The sequence below is a fragment of the Paenibacillus sp. Leaf72 genome (assembly GCF_001422685.1).
Lineage (GTDB): Bacteria > Bacillota > Bacilli > Paenibacillales > Paenibacillaceae > Pristimantibacillus.
Genome location: NZ_LMLV01000030.1, coordinates 112,306 through 131,628, shown reverse-complemented (window position 1 = coordinate 131,628; position 19,323 = coordinate 112,306). Strand labels below are relative to the sequence as shown.

Annotated in this window: 18 protein-coding genes; 4 read left to right on the top strand and 14 right to left on the bottom strand. The window is 48.8% G+C overall.

What is annotated here, in order from left to right; translation table 11 throughout:
* Positions 1–249: 249 nt before the first annotated feature.
* From ASF12_RS21845 to ASF12_RS21810, 8 genes are all read right to left on the bottom strand, one after another.
* Positions 250–1,179 carry an ABC transporter ATP-binding protein gene (locus ASF12_RS21845; protein WP_056039472.1) on the bottom strand — a complete coding sequence of 310 codons (930 nt, stop codon included), beginning with the start codon at positions 1,177–1,179 and terminating at the stop codon, positions 250–252.
* The gene (locus ASF12_RS21840; protein ID WP_056039469.1) at positions 1,180–2,247 is read right to left on the bottom strand and encodes an ABC transporter ATP-binding protein; all 1,068 of its coding nucleotides are present in this window, start codon (positions 2,245–2,247) and stop codon (positions 1,180–1,182) included.
* A gap of 16 nt (positions 2,248–2,263) precedes the next feature.
* Entirely contained in the window at positions 2,264–3,181 is a 918-nt protein-coding gene (locus tag ASF12_RS21835) for an ABC transporter permease (protein WP_056039466.1), read from the bottom strand.
* A 2-nt stretch (positions 3,182–3,183) separates the two neighbouring features.
* Positions 3,184–4,119, bottom strand: a complete 936-nt coding sequence (locus ASF12_RS21830; RefSeq protein WP_046228634.1) for an ABC transporter permease — start codon at positions 4,117–4,119, stop codon at positions 3,184–3,186.
* A 178-nt stretch (positions 4,120–4,297) separates the two neighbouring features.
* Positions 4,298–5,968, bottom strand: coding sequence for a peptide ABC transporter substrate-binding protein (locus tag ASF12_RS21825; RefSeq protein WP_056039463.1), 1,671 nt, complete (start codon positions 5,966–5,968; stop codon positions 4,298–4,300).
* Between the two features lie 630 nt (positions 5,969–6,598).
* On the bottom strand, positions 6,599–7,555 hold the full coding sequence (dnaI, locus tag ASF12_RS21820; RefSeq protein ID WP_056039460.1) for a primosomal protein DnaI: 957 nt from the start codon (positions 7,553–7,555) through the stop codon (positions 6,599–6,601).
* A gap of 19 nt (positions 7,556–7,574) precedes the next feature.
* Entirely contained in the window at positions 7,575–9,083 is a 1,509-nt protein-coding gene (locus ASF12_RS21815) for a hypothetical protein (protein WP_056039456.1), read from the bottom strand.
* Positions 9,084–9,428: 345 nt separating this feature from the next.
* The gene (locus ASF12_RS21810; protein WP_056039452.1) at positions 9,429–9,716 is read right to left on the bottom strand and encodes a YuiB family protein; all 288 of its coding nucleotides are present in this window, start codon (positions 9,714–9,716) and stop codon (positions 9,429–9,431) included.
* 162 nt (positions 9,717–9,878) lie between these two features.
* On the opposite strand from ASF12_RS21810, the gene hemQ reads away from it, so the two are divergent.
* Complete coding sequence (gene hemQ / locus ASF12_RS21805) at positions 9,879–10,625, top strand: hydrogen peroxide-dependent heme synthase (RefSeq protein WP_056039448.1); 747 nt, start codon at positions 9,879–9,881, stop codon at positions 10,623–10,625.
* A 98-nt stretch (positions 10,626–10,723) separates the two neighbouring features.
* On the opposite strand, the gene ASF12_RS21800 is transcribed toward hemQ, so the two are convergent.
* Positions 10,724–10,990 (bottom strand): hypothetical protein, encoded by a 267-nt coding sequence (locus ASF12_RS21800; protein WP_056039445.1) that lies wholly within the window; start codon positions 10,988–10,990, stop codon positions 10,724–10,726.
* The gene (locus ASF12_RS21795) at positions 10,990–12,183 is read right to left on the bottom strand and encodes an NAD(P)/FAD-dependent oxidoreductase (protein ID WP_056039442.1); all 1,194 of its coding nucleotides are present in this window, start codon (positions 12,181–12,183) and stop codon (positions 10,990–10,992) included. Before ASF12_RS21795 ends, ASF12_RS21800 begins: the two co-directional genes overlap by 1 nt.
* A 294-nt stretch (positions 12,184–12,477) precedes the next feature.
* Here ASF12_RS21795 and ASF12_RS21790 point away from each other — a divergent pair, with 294 nt between their 5' ends.
* Together ASF12_RS21790 and ASF12_RS34665 are read left to right on the top strand one after the other, a co-directional pair.
* Positions 12,478–13,479 (top strand): NAD(P)/FAD-dependent oxidoreductase, encoded by a 1,002-nt coding sequence (locus ASF12_RS21790; RefSeq protein WP_056039440.1) that lies wholly within the window; start codon positions 12,478–12,480, stop codon positions 13,477–13,479.
* A gap of 116 nt (positions 13,480–13,595) precedes the next feature.
* Complete coding sequence (locus ASF12_RS34665; RefSeq protein WP_150131491.1) at positions 13,596–13,835, top strand: hypothetical protein; 240 nt, start codon at positions 13,596–13,598, stop codon at positions 13,833–13,835.
* 4 nt (positions 13,836–13,839) lie between these two features.
* Here ASF12_RS34665 and sda read toward each other — a convergent pair whose 3' ends face one another.
* The 3 genes from sda to ASF12_RS21775 form a co-directional block, all read right to left on the bottom strand.
* The gene (sda, locus tag ASF12_RS21785) at positions 13,840–13,983 is read right to left on the bottom strand and encodes a sporulation histidine kinase inhibitor Sda (protein WP_056039437.1); all 144 of its coding nucleotides are present in this window, start codon (positions 13,981–13,983) and stop codon (positions 13,840–13,842) included.
* A gap of 314 nt (positions 13,984–14,297) precedes the next feature.
* Positions 14,298–14,972 carry a YheC/YheD family protein gene (locus ASF12_RS21780; protein WP_056039434.1) on the bottom strand — a complete coding sequence of 225 codons (675 nt, stop codon included), beginning with the start codon at positions 14,970–14,972 and terminating at the stop codon, positions 14,298–14,300.
* 126 nt (positions 14,973–15,098) lie between these two features.
* The gene (locus ASF12_RS21775; protein ID WP_235533245.1) at positions 15,099–17,006 is read right to left on the bottom strand and encodes a beta-L-arabinofuranosidase domain-containing protein; all 1,908 of its coding nucleotides are present in this window, start codon (positions 17,004–17,006) and stop codon (positions 15,099–15,101) included.
* A gap of 139 nt (positions 17,007–17,145) precedes the next feature.
* Here ASF12_RS21775 and ASF12_RS21770 point away from each other — a divergent pair, with 139 nt between their 5' ends.
* Positions 17,146–18,015: an AraC family transcriptional regulator gene (locus tag ASF12_RS21770; RefSeq protein ID WP_056039431.1), complete on the top strand. Its 870-nt coding sequence runs from the start codon at positions 17,146–17,148 to the stop codon at positions 18,013–18,015.
* Between the two features lie 214 nt (positions 18,016–18,229).
* On the opposite strand, the gene ASF12_RS21765 is transcribed toward ASF12_RS21770, so the two are convergent.
* The gene (locus ASF12_RS21765; RefSeq protein WP_056039429.1) at positions 18,230–19,255 is read right to left on the bottom strand and encodes a dienelactone hydrolase family protein; all 1,026 of its coding nucleotides are present in this window, start codon (positions 19,253–19,255) and stop codon (positions 18,230–18,232) included.
* Between the last annotated feature and the right edge of the window lie 68 nt (positions 19,256–19,323).

Below are 19,323 nucleotides of genomic sequence, written 5' to 3'. Positions count from 1 at the left end.
ATAGCGTTTTCGAAATTAGGTTTATGAATTGATGTTAATACCATTTTGGTAAAAAGCTCGCTTTTTGTGTGCTGTTTCTGCCGCCTTCCAACCTGAAGATAACGATAGGAATCGAGAGCTCTCCACGCAAAAAAAGGACTGCCCTCAAACCAGTGCAGCCGTAAGGCTTTACTGATTTGGAACAGTCCTTTCTACTAGAGCTGCAAGCTGTATTCATGCAAGCTTTAAGCCCAGTGGCTTAAACCCATTTTAATGAGAAGCTTGCAGCTGCTCCATCTCGCGTTTCGAGCAATACACAAAATGTCCAGGCTTCACTTCACGAATTTCCGGAAGGTCCTCCGGTGTATACTGATGCACATTCGGATCATAAGGTGTCCGTTTGCGCACGCGCTCCGTCTCCGGATCGGGAATTGGAATGGCCGACAGCAGCGACTTCGTATAAGGATGCATTGGATTGTTGTACAGCTCATCCGCAGTAGCAAGCTCAACGAGCTTGCCAAAGTACATCACGCCAATACGGTCGCTAATATATTTAACCATAGACAAATCATGGGCAATAAACAAATAAGTCAGGTTTTTCTCCCGCTGCAGCTTCTTCATCAGATTGATAATTTGCGCTTGAATCGATACGTCCAGCGCGGAGATCGCCTCATCGGCAATAATAAAGTCAGGATCGACCGCAAGCGCGCGGGCAATACCGATCCGCTGGCGCTGTCCGCCGGACGCTTCATGCGGGTAGCGGCTCGCATAGTCCTTGTGCAAGCCTACTGTCTCCAGCAGCTCATGCACTCTCGCCATGCGTTCCTTATTATTTTTCGCAAGCCCATGAAGATCAATGCCCTCGGCAATAATATCGCCAACAGTCATCCTCGGGTTGAGCGAGGCATATGGATCTTGGAAAATCATTTGCATTTTGCGGTTCAGACGCTTCAGTTCGCTTCTAGACTTGTGTCCGTGAACATTCTCACCGCTGAACAGCACTTGGCCGTCCGTCGCGTCATACAGCCGTAGAATCGTTCTGCCGGTCGTTGATTTGCCGCAGCCTGACTCCCCAACGAGACCAAGCGTCTCGCCTTCATAAATATCGAAGCTGACGTCGTCGACAGCTTTCACCATATTCGGGCGGCCTTCATTGAAATATTGCTTTAGGTTTTTGATTTCTAGCAGCTTCTTCGCCATTTAAGCCTCTCCTTCCGCAAGCACCGGCTTATCGAAAGACGCTGCCAATTTACGAACTCTCCGTTTAACCTGCTCCGGCAGCTCCACCTTCGGCGCATCCGGGTGCAGCAGCCATGTTTTGGCATAATGCGTTTCGGATACTTGGAACATCGGCGGCTCTTCCTCGAAATCAATCGCCAGCGCGTAGCGGTTGCGTGGGGCAAACGCATCGCCCTTAGGCGGATTCGTCAAATCAGGAGGCGTGCCTGGTATGTCCAGCAGCTCGGCTTTATCTGTCATATCAAGGCTCGGCATGGACGCAAGAAGTCCCCATGTATAAGGATGGCGCGGATCGTAGAAAATTTCATCCACAGTTCCAACCTCGACAATTTGCCCCGCATACATAACGGCTACACGGTCAGCTACATTTGCAACAACGCCCAAATCATGCGTGATGAAAATGACGGACATGCCGATTTTTTGCTGCAAATCTTTGATCAGCTCCAAAATTTGCGACTGGATCGTTACGTCAAGCGCCGTCGTCGGCTCATCGGCAATGAGCAATCTTGGATTGGCCGCAAGCGCAATCGCAATCATCGCCCGCTGGCGCATACCGCCGGAAAACTCATGGGCATATTGGTTAATCCGCGTCTCCGGCATCGGAATACCGACGAGACGAAGCAGTTCAATCGTACGTTCTTTTGCAGCGGAGCCGGAAAGCTTTTGGTGCTTCTTCAGCACCTCCATAATTTGCGGTCCAATTTTCATCGTTGGATTAAGCGAGGTCATCGGATCTTGGAAAATCATACTAATATCCTTGCCCCGTACCTTCTCCATTTGCTTATCGGTTTTTTTCACCAAATCGTCGCCATCAAACAAAATTTCGCCATTGGTAATTTTGCCTGGCGGCATCGGAATGAGCTTCATAATCGTTTGTGAAGCGACACTTTTGCCAGAACCCGATTCCCCTACGATGGCAAGCGTCTCGCCCTTGTACAGGTCAAAGCTAATGCCTCTTACCGCCTGTACCTCGCCGCCGTGCGTACCGAAGGAAACGCACAAATCTTTTACTTCGAGCAGCTTTTCCATTTATGCTTCCCTCCTATTATTTGCGCATTTTCGGATCGAGAGCGTCACGCAATCCGTCGCCAATTACGTTAAATGAGAAAATCGTTACACAGATCATAATGGCCGGGAAGAACAAACGCCATGGATAATATTTAAGCGCAGGCAATCCATCGGATGCCATTGTACCCCAGCTCGCAATCGGCGGAGTCAGGCCTAGACCCAAATAGCTCAGGAACGACTCTGTAAAAATCGCCGATGGAATTGTCAGCGTCATCGTAATCAGAATAGGGCCCATCGCATTCGGAATCAAATGCTTTCTCATAATCCAAGGCATCGTTGCGCCCAGTGTACGAGCGGCTAACACATACTCGCGGTTTTTCAGCGACAACACTTGTCCCCGAACGATACGCGACATATTAATCCAGCCCGTTATAGTCATCGCTACAATCATCGTTCCCAAGCTTTGCCCGAATACGACCATCAAAATAATCGCCAGCAGCAAATAGGGAATACCGTAGAGAACGTCGGCAAAACGCATCATGCCTTCGTCTACACGTCCGCCCTTGTAAGCGGCAATTCCGCCCCAAAGGACGCCAATAAACAAGTCGATAAGTGCGGCCGCAAGTCCGATAAACAGGGAAATTCGTGCACCCTCCCAGACACGGGCAAACATGTCGCGTCCCAGATCATCCGTGCCGAACCAGTGTTCAGCAGACGGTGCTTGATTTTTGTTGCCTAGATCGTTGGAACGGTAATCAAATTCGGTCATTAATGGGCCAAACGCAGCCATAAAGACCAAAATAACGAGCAGCACAACCCCGACCATGGCTAGTTTGTTTTGTGCGAAGCGCCGAACGACATCCTGCCAGAAAGTAAGGCTTGCCTTCGCCACATTATCTGTTCCTTGCTGCTGCAAGCCTACCAGCTTAAAGCGGTCTTTAGATATTGGTTCCATCGTCAAGCCCCTTTCTTCCCGCGCCCAAGTTTAATACGGGGATCAATTAATCCATATAAAATGTCAACCAAGAGTACGCTAAAGAGAAGGATAATACTATAGAACACCGTAACACCCATAATAACCGTGTAGTCACGGTTACCGATACTTACAACGAAGTGGGAGCCAAGGCCCGGTATGCCGAAAATACGCTCAATAACAAAGCTTCCTGTAATGACACCAGCCGACAGCGGCCCCATATAAGAAACGACAGGCAGCAGCGCATTGCGAAGCGTATGTTTAATTGTAATCATAAACTCGCTCAGGCCCTTGGCCTTCGCAGTCTTAATATAATCATTGCTAAGTACTTCAAGCATGCTGGAGCGCGTCAGACGAGCGATAAATGCCGTTGGCGTGGAAGCGAGTGCAATCGCCGGCAAAACCGTATGCATGAACGTTCCCCATCTTGCGACAGGAAAAATGCCAAATTTAATGGCAAGCACATATTGCAGCACCGTTGCCATAATGAAGGAAGGCACCGAAATCCCCGCCACCGCAATAATCATCGCGGTATAATCCTGCCAGCGATTATGCTTGAGCGCAGCAATAACACCTAGAATGACACCAACGGCAAGCGCCAGGAAGATCGCTTCCAAGCCAAGCACGAGTGAAACAGGAAAACCGGTATTGATCAAATCATTAACGGTCTGGCTTTTATACTTGAATGAAGGACCAAAATCCCATTGCAGCACTTTCAGCAAATAATCGCCATATTGCGCATACCACGGTTGATCCAGACCATAGTGAGCCAGCAGATTAGCTTTAATCTCCGGCGGCAGTTGCTTCTCCGACGTAAACGGGTTACCCGGAGCAAGACGCATCAAGAAAAAGGTAGCTGTAATAATCAGCCACAACGACAAAAGGATATACAGCAAACGTCTGCCAATATATTTCACCATAATAGTCTGGCACCTCCTATTAGTTTCGAGCTTTATTTACATATAAGGGGAGTATAGCCCCGCATTTTCATAACAAAGGAACACCCCGAACCACTTGAAAATGTGATCCGGGATGTTCCGCCCACCATACCGCTGCATCCGGTTATGGTCGACTATTCTTTTTTACATCCTACCTGTATTAAGCTTCAATATAGGCCCATTTGTAAGTTACGTCGCCTAGACCGCTGATTACAACGTTTTTCAATTTTTCATTTTGAACCCAGTTCATCGTATAGAAATAAATTGGCGCTACAGGCATATCTTCCATGAAGATTGCTTCTGCTTGTTTCAACATTTCCGTACGTTTCGCAGCATCTGACTCAGATGCGGAATCAATCAGCAATTTTTTGTATTCTGCATTTTCCCAGCCTGTATCGTTGTTGCCGCCATCAGCATCGCGGTACAGCTCAAGGAAGTTAATTGGATCATTGAAATCTCCAAGCCAGCCCAGACGGCCTACTTGGTAGTCGCCAGCATGCAATTTCTCGATATATACAGCCCACTCAGCGTTATCAAGCGTTACTTCTACGCCAAGGTTTTTGGACCACATGTCTTGAATGGCTTGAGCGATTTTTTGGTGCGCTTCATTCGTGTTATAAGAAATAGAGATTGGAGGAAGCTCAGATGCGTCTTTCAGGCCCATTTCCTTCAAGCCTTCAGCCAAATATTCTTTTGCTTTCGCCATATCGTTATCGGCAAAATAACCTTTTTCGTTTTCAGCAAACATCGTCGGAGGCACCATTGCCATCGCTGGCAATTGCTCGCCTTGTGTAATGTTGTCGATCAGTTCTTGGCGGTTCATCGCATAAGCGAATGCTTTACGGATGTTTTTGTTGTCGAAAGGAGCCACTTTCGTGTTGAACTTGTAGTTGTACACACCAGCAATTGGTTGTGTATGCAAAGAGCCTTGGTCTTTCAAAGCTTGCATGGCATCAACTGGCAATTGGCCGTTAGGCTGTCCAGCCCAGTCCAGCTCGCCATTGTCAAACATCGAAAGCTCAGTATTGAAATCATTGATCATCGAGAAGTTGATTTTAGTCAATTTCACGTTGTCTTTATCCCAATACGTGTCGCTTTTCTCAATAATAAGGTTGTCGCTGTGTTTCCATTCGGTCATGTGGAAAGGACCGTTCGTTGTGTATTGGTCGCCTGCATCGTTAGCCCAATCTTTGTTGGCTGCAGCAATTTTGCTGTTTACTGGCAGGTATGTGTAGAATGCTGTCAATTCAAGGAAGAAAGAAGTCGGGTTAGCAAGCGTAACTTCAAGCGTAGTGTCGTTGACCGCTTTAATGCCTACATCTTCAACTTTTCCTTTGCCGAGGTTAGCAGCCTCTGCTCCTTTAATATAATAAAGCTGATAAGCGTAATCTGCTGCGTTAGCTGGGTCTAGAACCCATTTCCATGCATATTCAAAGTCTCCGGCAATTACTGGATCGCCATTGGACCATTTAGCGCCGTCGCGAATAGTGAATGTGTATACCGTTTGGTCAGGAGAAACTTCAACTTTCGATGCTACTGCATTTTCAGGGTGTCCGTCTTGTCCAATACGTGTCAAACCTTCGAACGTTTGGCGCAAAATCGTACCGGATGTGGAGTCGCTTGCTTTACCAGGGTTAAGTGTCGGGGGCTCAGATGCAATGTTCACGCTGATCTCTTGATTATCAGCCAATTTCACTTCGGTTGCGGTAGCCTCTGGGCTAGCCTCTCCCGGATTATTGGTGCCTGTGTTAGTGCCTGCATTGCCACAAGCGCTGATGATCAAAGTCATGACAAGCAACGTGCTGAGTAAAAACGAATACTTCTTTTTCATGCGTTTATTTCCTCCCAATTAATATTTCAATATGAATCTCTATTATTCTTCCTTTGTTCCTTATACAGTGAACATACGTTCATGTTTGCGTAGAACCGAAATAAAAAAATATTATCCACTGAATGTAAGGATGAATATATATTTGGCATAAGGAATAATTATGAATAGTTTGAGATTCTCTATTTGATGCTAGAGATTATAGCATAAAATCAGACTTAATCAACTACCCATTTCGGTAAAACTGAGCAATATCACATACTACGGCTGTTTTGCGTAAGGTATTATGTCCGAAAATACGGCATTTGATTAAAAACGACACAAAAAATTAATTTAAAAATTTTTTAATGAAAACGCAAACATTTTTAATTTAAGTTACGTATAAATTAACAATTACTACCAATAATGCGTTTACATTTTTAGAGCGAAAATTCGCTTCATACACTTTTATTCATTTGCCATGAACCGTTGTATCCCAGTCTTTTGGGTATTGCCCCCGCGATTGCACCATCATTGATTATTCGTTATAAAAGTAAAACATTTATAAATGTTTACAGATGCAAAAAAACCTGTCGAATCGTTCTCGACAGGTTTAATAGAGTAACCTAAAGGCTAAAATTTTAAACAAATTTTTTATTTTAATCCTCGCTTATTGTCGCCTGTGACCATAATCACATCGACATAGGGCCGAATCCGGTCCATCAATCGCTGCCCTTTATACACTTCATCGCCATCCTTGCTTGTGAAGCTAAAATGCCGCTCAAGCCCATCAAGCTCATAATTGGACGTATACAGCGTCGGCTTGCGGTTCATCCGATAATTCAATATGGAGCCAAGCACATGATCCCTTGCCCAAGGATTCAAGTTTTCGGCGCCGATATCATCGAAGATAAGCAGGTCGGTTTCCTTCATCATCTCTACCGTCTCCCGCAGCTTCGCCGGCTCGTGCATCATCGACTTCAAATCCTCGACAAAATCAGGCATGTAGACGATGACGCCGGAATAATCGGCTTTCGCCAGCTCATGCAGCAGGTAGCACATAAGAAACGTCTTCCCTGTGCCAAACTTCCCGGCTAAATACAGGCCGTTTGGTTGAAGACCCTGCTCCTTCGTCCGGTCAATATATTCAATGACGCGGTAAGCTGCTTCAGCCCGGGTAGGGTCCTTGTCCAAAATTTCGAGCGCCGAATAGCCGCTCTTGAGCGCCCGGTCATCTACATAGAAGCTGCGAATCCGTTTCCTGATCCGCTCCTCGCTCCTGCGGGCAATCATTTTCTTGCAGGCCACTTTGCGGTCATGCAGCTGTACGCGCTCCTGCACGATATCGCATGAAAGCAGCGTATAATGGCCCTCAAAGTCATTCGGGCATTGGTCAAGCCCCGGACAGTTCGTACAGTTCCGATATTCCGTTACATATTGATAGACCCGGTTCAAATTAAGACGAACCGCCTGCTCATCCAGCTCGGGATGCTTCTCCCGCAGCCGATGCACAAGCGGATCGGCAAGCAGCTCTTCCAGCTTGCGGTCCGCCTGATCCGTTAATGACTTGCCCGCAGGCCATGCTTTCAGAAGCTCACCCAGCGATTCCATTCTTAATCACCCCGCAATCTTATTTTCCATCCAGCTTCCTTGCCAGCTGTCGCATTTCTTCAAGCTTCTCGGGCGATACTTGGCTAGCCGATTCCGTATCCTGCACAATCGGGATGCTTGGCTTACGGGAAGCACCGCCTCTTGCGCCAGCACGGGACCCTCCGCGCCCCGTTGCGCCCACAGAACGCGCATTTTCTTGACGCTGTTCCTTGCCCTCTTCAACCTTCCCTTGCTCGCGCACGTAGCCAACAGCCTTCTCAAACGTATCTATCTGCTTGACGAGCATATTGGATACGACCGCTTCAACGAAGGTTTTCGTCATCCGATGGGCGTCGTTCATGCCTATAACATAATGAATGAGTACATTAATAACAGGAGCAGGCAGCCGGTAATTGAGATCGATGCGCTCGAAGGAGCGTTCAATCCAATCCGGTACAGCCCCAGGGAAAAAGCGCTGCATAAAGCGGGTATGCGGCTCATTGCGCATCAGCATATTGTACTGATGAATGTCGCATCTGCCATCGAGCAAGTTAGGCACGCTTAAATAATATTCTTCCTGAACGCCAAACTCTTCAATATTGTCTTCAGTTACTTCCGCCTGAGACTGCTGCACGCGGGCAATCGTACGCTGGCGATCCCCTTCGCGCTTCTTATCCTGGCGGTACATTTGATTGGCCCGCATTTGCAGCTCGTCAATGAGCAGCAGCCCGTCAGGCGCAAATACGCCATCCTCATCCAGCAGACGGCAAAGATCGCTCGCATTTAAGCTGTATTTGTAAGCGACGTAATTCAGCTGCCCAAGCTGCTCGCCATCACCGCGCAGCCGCTCTACATAGCTGCGGTTAGCGGAATTGCGCGGAAACCGCAAAATAATTTCCCCATAAGGAATGCCTGCCGTCTCCTGTTTAAGCCTAGGTGCTGCTTGCCGAGATGGCGCCACCTCGCTTAATGCCTGCTCCAGCTCCGGGTCTACGGATTGGGGATTAAGCTGAAACAGCTCATAGAACGGTACGGAAATGTTCTCCTTGCTCAGCTGTACGCTGGCCAGCTCGTCCGGCTCCTGCGCGCCAAATGATTCCCTTAACGCAATTAGCGCGTATTTCCCAACCTTGTCACGAAGCAGCATAACCAAATGCTGGGTTTGAAAAAACTCGCCCGGCGTGAGCGGCTTAGCCAGCTCATATTCATAAATCAGGTCGCTTTGCTCCGGCAGTGCCAGCCGCGACGTTTGCAGCAGGCCAACTGCCTCGAGGCGCGACGCCTGCTCGACAAGATGCTTGCGGCCGCGCTCATTCATCTCAAGCCCTAGCCCGAGAAACAGCTTGCGCTGCGGCTCCAGCGAGGAATAGCCGGAAGCCCCATCCGATATGCCATGGTACAGCTGCTGGTACAACGCAACCGCGAAGGCGCCAATCATCGGCTGATAGATGAGCGATAATATTTTATAATCCAAACTGCTTAATGAAAAATCACGAAAAATATAATAGCGGTGATGCTCCGTATACTGCAATAAGTTACCGATGCGCATGGCATCTACTCCATCCTGTCCATACTTTCTATCAGTTTAACACAAGGTGAAACGGCTGTCGCTGTCCTTTGGCAGCGCAGTGCGTTTCAGTCCGAGAAATATAGAGAAAGGATCGCATTAAGATATCCTTTCCTATATTTCAAGGTGAAACGGCTGTCGCCATCCTTTGGCAGCGCGGCGCGTTTCATTCCGAGAAATATAGAGAAAGGATCGCATTAAGATATCCTTTCCTATATTTCAAGGTGAAACGGCTGTCGCCATCCGTTGGCAGCGCGGCGCGTTTCATTCCGAGAAATAGAGAGAAGAATAGAAAAAATCCCCCAAGTGAGGGATTTGCTTATATGCTTAAAACATCTTGTAGCCGCCCTTGCGCAGCGCTTGAATCGTCCAGCCGCTTAAATACGCGCCTATTAATGCGCCAAATACAGGCACTAAATCAATGAAAGTAAAACTCGTAAAGTTTTCAGAAGCGGAGAGCGTCTTATCCCAAGTGCTCCACACATAGAACGGCACAAGAACAATAATAAACATATAAATGGGAAACCATGTTGTTTTCAATAGCATATTCAGAATAAATCCGATGCCGAACATCATGACCAAAAACAGCACCGTCGCAATAATCAGTTGAAGCATGTACGATTCCCCTCTCAGACTCTCGATAACATTTTAATGAAACCGCTTAAGGAAGTCAATTCCGATCTGCCAATTGTCACAAGTCCGACATTTGCCCTACCGCCCTAAACTACGATACAATGTTCACAGCAAAATATGCCAAAGATAGGGGTTATCGCTGATATGAGTGAAGTAGCAATTACACTAGAAGGCTGGTACTGCCTCCATGATTTCCGCAGCGTCAATTGGGCTGCATGGAGACTGAGCACCACCGAAGAGCAAAACCGCATGCTCGACGAGCTGAATACGTTTCTGAAGCAATGGTCAGATGTAGAGGAAAGCAAGCAAGGCAGCACAGCTGTCTACTCCATCGTTGGACAGAAAGCTGATTTTGTATTCATGCACCTGCGCGAAACGCTGGAGGAGCTGAATGAAATCGAGACGGCTTTCAATAAAACAGCGTTCGCTTCCTTTACAACACCGACCTATTCTTATGTAAGCGTTGTGGAGCTCAGCAACTATGTGAACCAGCCAGGCGTTGATCCGATGGAAAATCCGGAAATTCTCGCCCGCCTCAAGCCGATTTTGCCAAAAGCGCGCCACATCTGCTTCTACCCGATGAACAAGCGCCGCGATGGCAGCGACAATTGGTATATGCTCGGCATGGACGAGCGCCGCACGATGATGCGCAGCCATGGCATGATTGGCCGCAAATATGCGGGCAAAGTGAAGCAAATTATTAGCGGCTCCGTCGGCTTCGACAATTGGGAGTGGGGCGTTACACTGTTCGCAGAGGACGCACTGCAGTTCAAGAAGCTGATCTATGAAATGCGCTTTGATGAAGTCAGCGCGCGTTACGGCGACTTTGGCGACTTCTACGTCGGCAATTTGCTTGATTCGGAGAAATTCACCGCTCTGCTGAAAGTGTAGACCTTTTTTCTTCCTTCTGAAAATAATGCATAACCGCCCCGGCACGCTGACGAATGCTCGTCACTGTGCCGGGGCGGTTGTTTGTTTATTCGCTTCGCCTAATCTTCTTCCTCGTCATCCTCTTCATCAAGGCCTAGGCGCTTCGCTTCCAAATACTCCTGCGTCGCACGATCGCGCTCGCGGCCCTTATCCTTCAACCGTTCAATGGCCGGCTGGATGAGCAGGTCGACTTCCTTTTGTACCGGATAAGCCAGATCATACCGATTTTGCGACTCTAGAAACGAGCCTACTTCCATTAGAGCATTATAGCGATCCAGCTCATCCCGCGTCAGCAACCCCCGAACCTGCACGCTGCAGTGACGCATTAGAAAAACTTCCCTTTGCGCAGAACGAGCGGAATGCCGCCGATAATGAACAGATAGCGCAGGTCGATCATTTTCTTCAGCCATGCCGCTACCCGGCCTTTATATTTTTTGCCAAAAGCAAGGCCGATCGCTTCGCCTTTGCCAAGGGACGCTACTGTACCTTTATTGCTGAACGCGAATGCTTTAAGCGGCTGGTTGCGAATCGAAGCAACCAAATTATGTGCGCACACGACGCCCTGCTGCATCGCAATTTGCGCAGTTGGCGGATATGGACGGCCTTCCGGATTAAACATGAGCGAGTTGTCACCCAAAATGTAAATATTCTCATGGCCTGGCGCGCGCAGCTGGTCGTCGATTTTCACGCGTCCGCGCATCGTTTCAAAGCCTGCATCCTCAATCAAGCGATTGCCGCGGATGCCGCCCGTCCAAATAACCGTTGCCGACTTGATCTCTTCCCCTTCGCCAACAACGACGCCTTCTGCCGTGCACTCTTTAATAGCTGTGCCAATTCGGAACGTGACGTTTTTCTTCGTCAGCACATTCATTGCATATTCGACAAGCTCTGGATCAAAGCCTGGCAGCGCCGTCGGAGCCGCTTCAATATTGTAGATTTTCACAAGCGCCGGGTCCACATCGAACTGCTTGCACAGCTCAGGAATGCGGTCGGACAGCTCGCCGACGAACTCAATGCCGGTAAAGCCTGCTCCGCCAACAATAAACGTCAAATAATCGGTGCGATGCGGCTCGCGCTTGAAGCGGGCAAATTGATATTCAATATGCTCGCGGATAAGGCGGACCGAGTTAATGCTGCGAATGTTCATCGCATGCTCGCCAAGACCAGGAATGCCGAACGTTTCAGGCTCTCCGCCCAGCCCCACAACCAAATAATCGTAAGACAGCGTACCGTCTTCCAAAATGACCTTTTTGTCCTGCGGGCGAATTTGTACAACAGTCGATTTCACAAAATCAATTTTAAATTCATCAATCAGCTTCGAGATGCTGACACGGGCATTTTCAGGATTATCGGTTCCTGCCGCCGGCATATGCAAATGTGTAGTAATGTAATGATAGTCATGCTTGTTTACCAATGTAACATCTGCTTCGTTGTAGTTAAGCTCCTTCTGCAAACGCAACGCCGTCAGCACTCCGCCGTATCCCGCACCCAGAATAACAATCTTAGGTATGTTGCTCATCGTATGATCCCTTCCATTCCTATGCGTTTAATTATATTGTGAAAAATTACACAAACCTCTTTCTACATTTATGATCTACGAGGATTAAATGTGCAACTTAGTCTCCCTTTAATTCGCCAATTTCCAGCTGTACCAACCTTAACATACAACAGACATACTACAGAGTTTTAAACAAAAGTTCAATGGCATTTTATACGAAAAAGTTTAGAAGGGCATACAAATTAGTTATTTCCTTCTTTGTCTCCGTAAGTTTATAATAATAAGGATAGATACAAATATATGGAGGTGCCTACGTTGTCTCAAACTGAACTACCTGAAAACATTGTCGATATCGCAATTATTGGCGGCGGTCCCGCTGGCCTGTTCGCTGCTTTTTACGGCGGCATGCGCCAAGCATCCGTTAAGCTTATTGAAAGCATGCCCCAACTTGGAGGACAACTGGCTGCTCTTTATCCAGAGAAATATATTTATGACGTTGCAGGCTTTCCGAAAGTTACGGCGCAAGAGCTTGTTGACCGCCTTGTGGAGCAGCTCAACCATTTCAAGCCTGAGATTTGCCTAGAGCAAAAAGTTACACAGGTCGTCAAAAAAGATGAGCGCCTGTTTGAAATTACGACTGATACAGAAACCCATTATGCGAAGGCCGTTATTATTACAGCTGGCGTAGGCGCGTTTGAGCCGCGTCGTCTGGAGCTTCCAGAGGCTGCCGCTTACGAGAAGAAAAATCTGCATTATTTTGTCGGCGATCTGCAGCGCTTTAAAGACCAGAACGTCCTGATCAGCGGTGGCGGCGACTCCGCGGTTGACTGGTCGCTTATGCTGGAGCCGATTGCAAAGAGCGTGACGCTCATTCATCGCAGAGACAAGTTCCGCGCGCATGAGCACAGTGTGGAGAACCTGATGAATTCCAAGGTCAATGTGCTGACTCCGATGGAAATTACCGCGCTGCATGGCGAGGACCAAATCGAGAAAGTAACGCTTGCCCATGTGAAAACGAAAGAAACGACAGAGCTTAATGTCGACGCCGTTATTGTCAACTTCGGCTTCGTTTCCTCCCTTGGCCCAATTGCCGAATGGGGCATTGAGATTCAGGGCGGCTCCATCGTTGTGGATACGCGCATGGAGACGAATATTCCTGGATTGTTCGCCGCAGGCGATATTACGACTTACCCAGGCAAGCTCAAGCTGATTGCTGTCGGGTTTGGAGAAGCTCCAACAGCGATTAATAATGCTAAAGTATATGTAGATCCGGAAGCGAAGCTTTCCCCGGGCCACAGCAGCAATATGAAGCTGTAAGCCGGAGACGCTCGCAGCCTTCCATACATGCAAGGAAGTAAATACACACAAATAAGGGTATTCTACCTTGGAGCGATGCATAGCATTAAGCGGTGCATGCCAAGGAGGATACCCTTATGTTTTGTCCAGTCTGCAATGGCATCAAGAGAGTGGAAGTAAATTGTGACAAGTGCAATGAAGCGATGAACGATTGCGGGCGTACGCTGGAATGGAGTGATCCTTATGCTCCATACGAGCCTGTATCCATCTCCGGTTCCGCTCGCAATCAGATAGGCGATGCAAGTTGTTTACATACGGCACTGTGCCCAAGCTGCGCGCATACGATAGAAGTGTGCATAAGTGAATGGCAGGAATAACGTCTCAGGCTGTAATGCGCACATCCTCGTCTGTCAATTGCCTTCGCTTCATTTCATAAAGCAGCATTTGAATAAATTCCTGATCTAGCTTAGACTGGACCGCCGCATAGTAGGTGTCCTTAAGAAAATCGTCGGACATAAGCTCCATAATCGGCACTTCCTTTCTTGGCTTTTCTAATGCTTCACCATATTATCACGGGTATAAACGATAGAACAACCGTTCTGGTTATACACAACTGCTTGTGGACAGGGTGTGCATGGCGTGTGTATAAACGTCGAATCTTGAGGATTCGCGCTGTGTACATTGTGGATACGGTTATACACAGTCTCAAATTTTACCATTTCCATAAAAAACTTTAATTACAATCTCTTAATCTATCAATCTTATCGTTTAATGCCATTAGTTAATTTTCCCTCTTATGGAAATTCAGTTAGGAAGCAAAAAAATAAACCCTTTCGGGTTTATTGCGGCCGCGTATTCACCTCGAAAATCCATATCTTCCCGCTCTTGTCGATGCCATAATCGAAGCCCAGCTGTCCAATGCCCGGAAACCGGCTTTCCAGCAGCTGTGTCGCCTGCACCGTCAATTCTCTCATCTTCGATTTTTTTGCCCGAACGACTGTACCGGAAATCGAGCGCCTGATGCCTTCTGCCGCGCTAACCATCGTTCCGCCTCGACAGAGGTTCGTTACGAATAAGCCCTCTCTAGCAATTCTTCCTACCATGGAGCGATAAACCCAGCCTCTATCGGTCTTTACATATTTCACGCGGTAATCGATCGGCCTGCTGCCGACGGACGCAAGAAGGATGCCTTTTTGTATAATATAAGCCCTTCCCTTGCGTTGTTTATCAAGCGCGCTCTTCAGAGCATTAAAGCTGCTGAATTGCTTTTTCTTTGCATAGTAGGTGTAAGAATAGCTTGCGCTTCCATCCTGCGTCACCTTAATAACCCCGTGCCCGCCTGCTCCGCAAACCGGCTTGATGACAACCATTCGATGCGTTTGCAGCATGCTCCTCAAGTTTTCCCCAGTATACCGTCTGGTAGGGGGAATATGCGGGGCAATACCCGCGTGTGACAATAATACGGCCGTCTTCGCCCACTTGCTCGCCAACTGCCTGCCCTGATGTTCGCTCAAAAACTACCAGCTCCTTTCCTGCTTCCTCCTCCATAGCATATGTCGGCAAGACGTCTGTCTCTTGGATGATTGACGCAGGTAAGAAGCCCCTCTTGTAAAGGCTGCGAATGCCAGCTAGACCTTTATTTAGTTTGGCTTAATTGAAAAATAAACCGTATACGCCTCTTCCTTAACCTCGTACAGCGGGATGAACCGAAAACCGCGGTCGATGCCTGCCGTCCGGTAATAGCCGCTATTCCACCAGCTGTGATTGCGCTCGCGGTCAGGCGTCAGCAGCGCAGCCGGATGGGCTGGATCACCAGCAAGATGGCGCTCCTCCGCTGTCAAGCCTGCAAGGACGACAGGACCATCGAGAAAAGCAACTTTTCCATCGTCGCCCGGAAGCGGCTCAGCCTTCAGCTCCTTCGGCAGCTCTACCGTGATGATATCTCCATCCTCCCACTGGCGGGCCAGCTTAACGAAGGAGGAAGGCGCATATAAGTCCGCTTCTGCTGGGCGCCCATTAATAGAAATGCTCGCTTGCCCGCCCAGCCACCATGGCATACGCAGCTTAAGCGCGAAGGCGATGGGCTGCTCCGTGCGGATAGTCAGCTTATACTTCATGGCATTCGGACGATGGATGGGCAGCGGCGGGGTATTTACTTTTGTAATAGCCTCCATCCCCGTAACCGACCAATTATTCAGCGGATAGTCCCCATATTGACCATCTTGCTCAAGCTGAAGACGAATGGCACAGCCCTCCCATTCATAGACCAGCTCCGATGAAAGCCACTGGCATACCGATATCCCCTCCTGGTCTGCCAGAAAAATTTGCGAAGCGTAGGCAGCATTGGCCTGCACCAGCGTCCCGTGGCAGCACCAGAAATGCTGAGTTGGTGATCCCCACGCCTTTTGGCTGCCCGCTCCCATGCCAAGAAAATAGGAAACCATGCCAGTATCGCCATGCTGGTGCGCCAGAACACCATTTACAAAACGCCGTTCCCAATAATCGGCATACGCTGCCTCACCGGTCCAGCGCAGCAGCGTATGGGCCAGCCGCATCATATTGTAATTGCAGCAATGCTCTTGACCGACGCCAAGCCTTGCCCCCATGTCTCCAGCAGGCATCCACAGCTCGCCATTATCACCCGCACCCGTTGCTACATATCCTCTATCCGTTACCGCGTTTTTCCAGAAGGCTTCAACTATTTTGCGATATCTTGCCTCGCCCGTTACCTCCCATGCCCGCGCAGCACCCAATATTTCAGGAATTTGCGTGTTGGCATGCTTGTTCGTCAGCACGTCCTGCCCTTCAAGCAGCGCATCGAAAAATCGCCGCCGGTCATATTTTTTAATGAGCGCCAGATGCTTCGGATCACGAGTAATGCCATACAGATCAGCCCATGCTTCCAGCATGCCGCCCGTCTCCAAATCAAGCAGCTCGTCCATTTCCTGCTCGGAAAAGCGTGCCGTCCATTTGTGGAACCATGCCGCCAAGCCATTCATAATGGTCAATGCCTTCTGATTGCCAGTCAACACGTACATCTCGTGCAATCCCATAAGCAGCTTGTGAATGGTATAATGCGGCGCCCACACAAATCTTCCTTGTGCCATGCGATTCATATACGTTTGGGGAAAAGCGGCCAGCCACTGTCCTTCATTCGCCTGCTGGCATCTTTCAAGCTCCGCTACAATAAAATCGGCTTTCGCTCTCACCTGAGCATCTCCCGTCTGCGAGTAGATCCGGGCAGCTGCAGACAGCCAGTGCCCCATCATATGTCCGCGCAGCTCGCAGGTTGGCGATTCCCAGCCCCAATGCCAATGCTCAGGGCCATCGCTGCTCGTCGTAGTCGCGCTCGTTGTACCCCCATTCCCGCTATAGCTCCACAGCCCGGCTTCCAAATAAAAATTGCGGAGCAGATTCTCATCCGTGAGGATCATTATATATTTCTTGTTCAGCTCAAAGCGGGCTTTAAGCGGCCCCGGAGATAGCTTCACTTTGCCAGCGGCAAATTCGCTCAGCGCATGCTTGGCAGATAAGTTCCTCTTATTCATCGTCTGCACCCTTCCAGCACAATATTTGTTTTTCCTCCTTAGTCTAAAACGATATAATAAAAGGCGTACATGCACATCGATTAGCAAAACCTATCCTTTTTTTGTGCCAATCAAATATATCGAACATATGGAGGCTTCTATGGATGCCCACCTTACTTTAACGGCCGACCGTTTTCCATTAGTGCGGGACATTGGCTGGAACCAGACAGAGGAGCTATATACACATCCCGATCGCACGCTGGATTATCATGTTTTTTTGTACGTTGCAAGCGGCAGCATGCAGGTGGAGGAAGAAGGAGTGCCCTTCTTGATCCAGGCCAAGCAATATTTATTTTTGAAAAAAGGGCTTCATCATTGGGGACGGCATGAAACGGCTGCGGGTACGCAGTGGTATTGGATTCATTTCAATATGGAAAATAGTGAGGATCATGAAAATACCCCTTATAAAGAAAAGGCCCCGCTGCCGGAGCTGGCCCTTTATTATCCCGATCATTATCGATATAGGCTCACCTTGCCAAAGCATGGCACTGCCTTTCCGGGCATGGAAAACCGTTTGAACGCGCTGATGAAGATGCCCCAGAAGGTGCGATCTCATCAAATGACGAGAACTAGCCTCAGCGTATACGAGCTGCTTCTGGATCTTCACCAAGCGTCTACCCTGGAAAGAAAAAGCACAGGGGCTGAGGAAATTTCCGAGCGGATTATCGCTTTTCTGGGGTCGCATAGCTGCGAGCCTTTTTCAGCCAGTCATTTGGCAGCTGCCTTAAACTTGAATTACAGCTATCTTTCCGCTACATTCAAGCGCGTAACCGGACAAACCATCATTGAGGCGCATACCAGACTAAGGCTCCAGCACGCCGTAGCGTTAATGCGCAGCAGTTCCTTAAACATTTCTGATATTAGCGATCGGCTCGGGTATCAAAATCCATTTTATTTCAGCAGAGTTTTCAAAAAAATGTACGGCGAATCTCCCTCCTCTTACCTAAAGCAATTTTACCGTCCCTATTAAGGACAATGTCGATGGTATTGTCCATCCTTCGCAGGGCGGCTTTACGCATGTAGGCGTGTAGGCGTGTAGGCATGCTGCCGCTATTCACTGGCTGGCGGAAAGAACAAAGAGGCAGCCCGGCGGCAGCCTCTTTGTTCTTTCTAAATGGTCTATTTTGATGGGTAGGATAGCATTTTTCGCTTATACTTTGCCTATATTACCCTTTCACCCTCCCCTACATGGATAGCGTTTCACGCAGCCAATTATAGGAAACCCGCCCGCTAATTTCATGGACACCCGGGAAAATATCGGATTGCAGCTGCCCCGGCACGCCTTCGCGTTCATAAATGGCCTGAAGCTCTGCTGCCGCTTTTTTAAAGCCCTCAACCGGGAAAATCGGATCGTTTTGCCCAGATTCCAGAAACAGTGGACGCGGCGCAATTAGCCCGATCAGCTCGGGAAGCTCGGCGTAGGCCAGCAGGCCTGGCGTATAATTGTCGATACAGTGATGCACCGCAAATATGCTTTCCTTAAACGTATTCGTAAAGCCAGTCAAAACAACGGCCTTTATTCGTTCATCCAGCGCTGCGGCTACATATGAGATAAGTGCTCCGCCGGAAAAACCCATCGCCCCTATGCGGGCTGCATCTACCTCTGGCCTGCCCGCCAAATGGTTAAGCGCTTCCAACACTTCGGCCGTCCGAAGGCCCGTTAGCGTTTTGCCCAGCATCATGAGCTGGGTAGACAATCTATAGCAGGAGCTTGGGGCGTCGGAATTTTCCTGCAAATCCGCATCCAGCCTCCGTTCACCAAAGCCGACGACATCGGGCGCAATAACAACCATGCCTCGCTTTACCAGTTGGACGGCAAAATGCTGATGAATGTTAGGCTCTCCATGGTCTTCCGTCCCGTCCGGAAGCAAACCGACGATTTCCCTGCTGCCATAACCATGCCCATGCACCGCCAATACACCGGGCAGCTGCCCGCTCTTTGCGCCGTCTGGAATGAGCACATACGCTGCGAAGGACAGCCCCGGTGTAGCGGATAGCTCCACCCGTTCCCTCGTATATCCATCGCATTGGACCCGTTCGAGCACGACAGGCTCATGCCCAGAGTTTGATTCAAAAGAACCTATCGCTGATGCAAGCTCTCTCTTTAATTGCAGCCTTCTGCCTTCCCTGCTCTCTGCTTCCGCCGCTTCACGATGCGCATCAAGCGCTTCCTCATAAAGCCGATTTAATAGCTGATCCGCTTTCCACATGAACGTTCCTCCTGCCACTGCCAAAATAGTTGCTTCACAACCGCGTTCTTTCTCAAAGAAAACGCTTA